Origin of the sequence: Mesorhizobium atlanticum (genome assembly GCF_003289965.1) — a bacterium.
GTDB lineage: Bacteria > Pseudomonadota > Alphaproteobacteria > Rhizobiales > Rhizobiaceae > Mesorhizobium > Mesorhizobium atlanticum.
Map to the genome: position 1 here is coordinate 1 of NZ_QMBQ01000021.1, position 4639 is coordinate 4639.

General features: G+C 59.5%; 5 protein-coding genes and 2 pseudogenes. 3 read left to right on the plus strand and 4 right to left on the minus strand.

Features of this window, described 5'->3' with window-relative positions; translation table 11 throughout:
• Positions 1 to 294: 294 nt before the first annotated feature.
• From DPM35_RS32000 to DPM35_RS32010, 3 genes are read right to left on the minus strand one after another with little or no spacing between them, the layout of a single operon-like run.
• Positions 295 to 642, minus strand: coding sequence for a site-specific integrase (locus DPM35_RS32000; RefSeq protein WP_245431749.1), 348 nt, complete (start codon positions 640 to 642; stop codon positions 295 to 297).
• The gene (locus tag DPM35_RS32005; RefSeq protein WP_112131460.1) at positions 639 to 1583 is read right to left on the minus strand and encodes a tyrosine-type recombinase/integrase; all 945 of its coding nucleotides are present in this window, start codon (positions 1581 to 1583) and stop codon (positions 639 to 641) included. The genes DPM35_RS32000 and DPM35_RS32005 overlap by 4 nt, the downstream gene beginning before the upstream one ends.
• Positions 1580 to 2812 carry a site-specific integrase gene (locus DPM35_RS32010; protein ID WP_112131461.1) on the minus strand — a complete coding sequence of 411 codons (1233 nt, stop codon included), beginning with the start codon at positions 2810 to 2812 and terminating at the stop codon, positions 1580 to 1582. The genes DPM35_RS32005 and DPM35_RS32010 overlap by 4 nt, the downstream gene beginning before the upstream one ends.
• A gap of 128 nt (positions 2813 to 2940) precedes the next feature.
• Here DPM35_RS32010 and DPM35_RS32015 point away from each other — a divergent pair, with 128 nt between their 5' ends.
• The 3 genes and pseudogenes from DPM35_RS32015 to DPM35_RS32025 all read left to right on the plus strand — a co-directional run.
• Positions 2941 to 3180: a tyrosine-type recombinase/integrase gene (locus DPM35_RS32015; RefSeq protein ID WP_281004663.1), complete on the plus strand. Its 240-nt coding sequence runs from the start codon at positions 2941 to 2943 to the stop codon at positions 3178 to 3180.
• Between the two features lie 131 nt (positions 3181 to 3311).
• Positions 3312 to 3545, plus strand: a pseudogene (tnpB, locus tag DPM35_RS33425) (IS66 family insertion sequence element accessory protein TnpB); the annotation flags it as partial.
• 75 nt (positions 3546 to 3620) lie between these two features.
• Positions 3621 to 4187, plus strand: a pseudogene (locus DPM35_RS32025) (transposase domain-containing protein); the annotation flags it as partial.
• Between the two features lie 118 nt (positions 4188 to 4305).
• Here DPM35_RS32025 and DPM35_RS32030 read toward each other — a convergent pair.
• A partial coding sequence (locus DPM35_RS32030; protein ID WP_146768024.1) for a tyrosine-type recombinase/integrase occupies positions 4306 to 4639 on the minus strand: 334 nt, incomplete at its 5' end.

The window sequence follows — 4639 nt, forward strand, 5'->3', positions numbered from 1 at the left end:
CGCCAAGGCTCCGCCCGACCGCGAAGAACGATGGATTGTCACGGTAGGCGAGCAGCATTCGCGCCCGTTCAACCCGCCGGGCCGGCTCGGTTCGCGAGCGCGAAAGCGCCGTCAGACTTCCAATCTCCTCATCGCTCATCGCCAGCTCAATCGCTCGCCGCCTTCTTGCCATTTCGCTGCTCCTCGTTCAGCTCACTGCCAACGAGGAATCCGCAAGCAACCCACCAGTTCCATGCGCGACCTATTCAGACCCGCGCCTTTACGAGCACATGCCAGTTTCATGGAATCGATCGTCTAGGGTTCGAGTGAAGCGCTTGCTGGGGATCGCGAGCACGCGTTGAATTTGGGCGGAATGCTCGGGTGCCTCGAAGGAATTGCCGTGAGGCGCAAGTTGCGGCTGCGGACGCTGATACCCTGGTGGTTCTCCAGTTCATCAAGGAAGGCCGCAATCAGCGGGGTATCGATCTCCTCAAGGCTCAGGCGAGACGGCGGCTTATGCAATGTTCGTGCAGTGAACTTCAGCAACTGCCGAAATGTATCGCGATAGGAACTGATCGTATGGGGGCTTGCCTGCCGCTGTTGCATCAGGCGTTGGATGAAAAAGCGCTCCAACAGCGGCGCCAGGCTGGCATGCTTGGTCATGTCCGATCCTCCCAGCGGCGCTCAAGGCGGCGCATTGCTTCTTTCATCAGCTCGGGCGAACCGCTGAGGTACCATTGGGTATCGGCCACGTGGACATGACCGAGATAAGTGGACAAAATGGGCAGGAGCCGCTCGGGATCTTGCTCGGCTTCGTACCAACGCACCAGCGTGTTCGTCGCGAAAACATGGCGCATGTCATGCAGACGCGGGCCGTGGCTGTCATGCATGCCGCGCAGGCCGATCTGGCGAGACAGAGCATAGAATGTTCGATGAATGTCTCCCACATCAAGGCGATTGCCCAACTGGGAAGTAAACAAATAGGGGGACGCCACTTGGGCTGCACAATGCTGTCGGCGGCGTTTGATATAATCCTGAAGCACTGCGCACGTTGACGCGTGCATCGGCACAAGGCGGGACTTTCCGAACTTCGTGCCGCGGATCGTCAGCACAGCGGCATCGAAATCGATGTCCGAGAGCTTGAGGTTCCGGGCTTCACCGAGGCGCAGGCCGGAAACGCTCAGCAATCCGAACAGGCAATAATATGTCCATGGCCTGAGCTTGCAGCGGGTATATCGGCACGGCATCTCAAGCGCTGCGGACAGGAGGCGCTGGATGTCGTCCTTTGAGTAGAGATACGGCCGTGCCCGCTTCGGTCGAAAGGGTAGCAAGCCGTCCGGGGGAATCTGGGTTCGCGGATCCGCGGCAACTCGATGACGAGCGAATACGCGGACGTAGCACAGCCGGCTCGCCCAATGCGAAGGCTGCGCCTGTGACGGTCGCTGAGCCCAGACAAGGGCCAGTTCCGTCGTGATATATGGGGTGTCATTGGCCTCCAGGAAGGTGACGAAATCGATCAATCCCTTTCCTGTTTCTCGCAGCTTAAAACCCAGCCCTCGCCGCATCTCGAGGTAGTCCTGAACAGCCTGTCGGAGTGTGCTCATTGGGCTTCTCCCGGCCATGGCAAAGTCAATGTTCGCAACGCGTTGAGGTCGACCTTGGCGTAGATCGCCGTTGTCTGCACATGACGGTGCCCCAGGACTTCCCCGATCTCGCCCAGCGAGGCGCCGCCCCGCAGCATCTCTGACGCAAGCCCATGGCGGAACTGGTGCGTTCCCTTAGTGGGAGGATTGATACCGGCCCTCTTGAGCGAGCGTCGGATAACTGACCCAAGTCCGCACGGGCCTGTGAATCCCCGGATCGGAGCCTTGTCGCGCAAAAAGACGCGACGACTGCTATTGCGTGGGCGCGACTTCCGCAGGTAGTCGGCGATCGCCTCGCCAACATCCGCAGGCAAGGGAAGGTCGTTGCGTTGACCGGCCTTGCCTCGCACATGGATCTGTCCGGCTGCCCAATCGATATCATCGAGATCCAGCGAAACTACCTCACTCGATCGTAGTCCCAATCGCGCCAACATGAGGATCATCGCATAGTCGCGGCATCCAACGGGCGAATCGCGATCGATGCTGGCAAGCAAACGAGCTACCTCATCGCGGCCGATGGCACGAGGAATAGACGAAAGCGACCAGTTGGCCACGACCGGGACCGCTGCGGACAAGTCTGAGATGATGTCCCCGCGATAACGCGCATAGGAGAGAAACGACCGCAGTGCGGTGGTCATGATTTTGGCGCGTCGCATGTTGAGACGCGAAACCCTCTTTTGCACGAAATCGGTCACATCGACGGCACGCAATTGTGCGAGTGACACCACGCCATCAGTGAAACGGAAGTTGAGAAAATCCCGGACAACTGGCCGGTAAGTTATGATCGTTTGACAAGACAGCGCCCGCGCGTCTTGCAAATACCGCTCATATGCCTCCACATGTTGTTCTATCGGCGATGGGCTGCGGTCGGCCTCAATCTCTTCGGCGATTGCGTTCTGGCTACGCAGACAAGCCAATAGATGTCGAAGAGCGGCGGCGTCTCCAAGCTTTGGCCGCTGCGCTCGGTCCAGCAAATAACGCCCAGTATGGTCTCCACTTATGTCGCTTAGCTCAATCCCCTTTTGCCCGAGCCACTTGCTGAAGCCTGCGGCCATCAGCACCTGGTTCCTCATGGAAACAAGACCGTAACCTCGATCACCGAGCCATTCGGCAAACGGAACAATATATCTCGCCACCGGACCCTCTGGTGGCCGCGACAACGCCAAATCATCATTGATGAAAAACTTCATAGCTTGCTCCCTTTCCAAGCTGGATTGCCGGAAGGGCTACAAACTATCTCTACACGCTATCGCAAAAACCCTTGGAACCGTGGGCAGAACTCTATCTACCCGACATAGTCGGGCGGGGTAGATAGTGCCTGCTATATCGATCAAGACATAGCAGGCACTCCCTCGCCATGAAGCTTCTCCAGTCCGGCGTGGATCTTTTGACGATTCAAGCCTGGCTCGGGCACGCACAGGTCGCCACCACCCACCGCTATGCCGCCGCGGATGTCGAGATGATGCGCAACGGACTCGAAAAGGCGGGCATCGAGGGCACTTACGGGGCGCGCTTCCGGCCCACCGATGCCGTTCTGCAACTGCTGAACAGCATCTAAGCTAAAAAATATTATGTGGCGGAGGATGCCAGATTTGGCAGACCCCGGCTGGCGCCAGGACGGCTCCGCCACAAAATCTCACCCGATGCATAAAAACGGTTAGGTGGCGCGCCACCTAACCGTTTAGTGGTGCAGTCTATGTCTTCCGCGCGAAACGGACGGATCGGATCAAGCTGATCTTCTGGGACGGCACCGGCGTCTGCCTCTATGCGAAGCGTCTGGAGGATGGCGAGTTCCGCTGGCCGAAAGTGCAGGACGGCGTGATGCGGCTGACGGCCGCTCAGTTGTCGGCGCTGCTTGAAGGGCTTGATTGGCGGCGGGTTCATGAAGCCCGCCGGACACGCGCTCCGGCGCAGGCAGGTTGATCCGCGACCAAGTGAATCAGACCGGATTCCGCTGTCGCCCGGAACTGGCGAATATGGTCTGATCCGATCATAGCGATGACGGCGGACCAGCTTCCCAACGATCCGGATGTGCTGAAGGCGATGGTCCTGGCGCGCGATGTCGAGAATGCTCGCCTGACCCAGATCATCAAGGAATTGCAGCGCCACCGCTTCGGTCGCCGGGCCGAGAGCCTGCCCGAAGACCAGCTCCTGCTCGGGCTCGAAGAGGCCGAGCAGATCGAGGCGGCCGGCGAGGAAGAGGTCGAACGCGCCGATCCGGCCATGCACAAGGAAAGCACCGCGAAGCGGCGGGTGAGCCGTGGCTCGCTGCCGCCGCACTTGCCGCGCATCGAGATGATCGCCGACATCGAGGACCATGCCTGTCCGTGCTGTCGCAACGGACTTCATCGGATCGGCGAAGACGTCAGCGAGCGGCTCGACATCGTTCCGGCGCAGCTACGCGTGATCGTGGTGCGGCGGCCGAAATATGCCTGCCGCGCCTGCGAGGACGTGGTCGTTCAGGCTCTGGTGCCCGCGCGGCTAATCGAAGGCGGGCTGCCGACCGAGGCGACGGTCGCCCAGGTTTTGGTTTCCAAATATGCCGATCACCTGCCGCTCTATCGCGTATGTTGATGTCAACATACCCGATAAGATGTTGCGCTGAGGATTATGCTGCGGAAGCTCCGGTTCTGCCCGAGTTTCAGGCGATCCCAAGCAATCTCCGCAACATAATTTTCTGAAGTCAAATTGCATTCAGGAACGCCATCACACCCTTGTCCTCTTTCCACGGCCGGTCTGGCCCCGAAGCCGCGGCATCGCACAGCGCCATCGCTTTCGCCTTTATCTCGAGATCGATTTCGGCGTAGATGTTGGTGGTCTCAAGACTGACATGTCCAAGCCATGCGCTGATGGTGTTGAGGTCGACACCTGCCCGCAGCAGATGACAGGCGCTTGTGTGACGGATCACGTGCGGCGTGATTGACCTTGCGGCAAGCGTTGGTACGCGCGCTGCACATCGCTCGACGAGCCGGTAGACCCCGAACCGCGTATAGCGCTTGCGATGGCGGCTGAGGAAG

Bases quoted from the DNA above. Each gene is read 5' to 3' on its own strand.
- DPM35_RS32000 (WP_245431749.1), bottom strand. From the start codon at position 642: ATGACCAAGCATGCCAGCCTGGCGCCGCTGTTGGAGCGCTTTTTCATC.
- DPM35_RS32005 (WP_112131460.1), bottom strand. From the start codon at position 1,583: ATGAGCACACTCCGACAGGCTGTTCAGGACTACCTCGAGATGCGGCGA.
- DPM35_RS32010 (WP_112131461.1), bottom strand. From the start codon at position 2,812: ATGAAGTTTTTCATCAATGATGATTTGGCGTTGTCGCGGCCACCAGAG.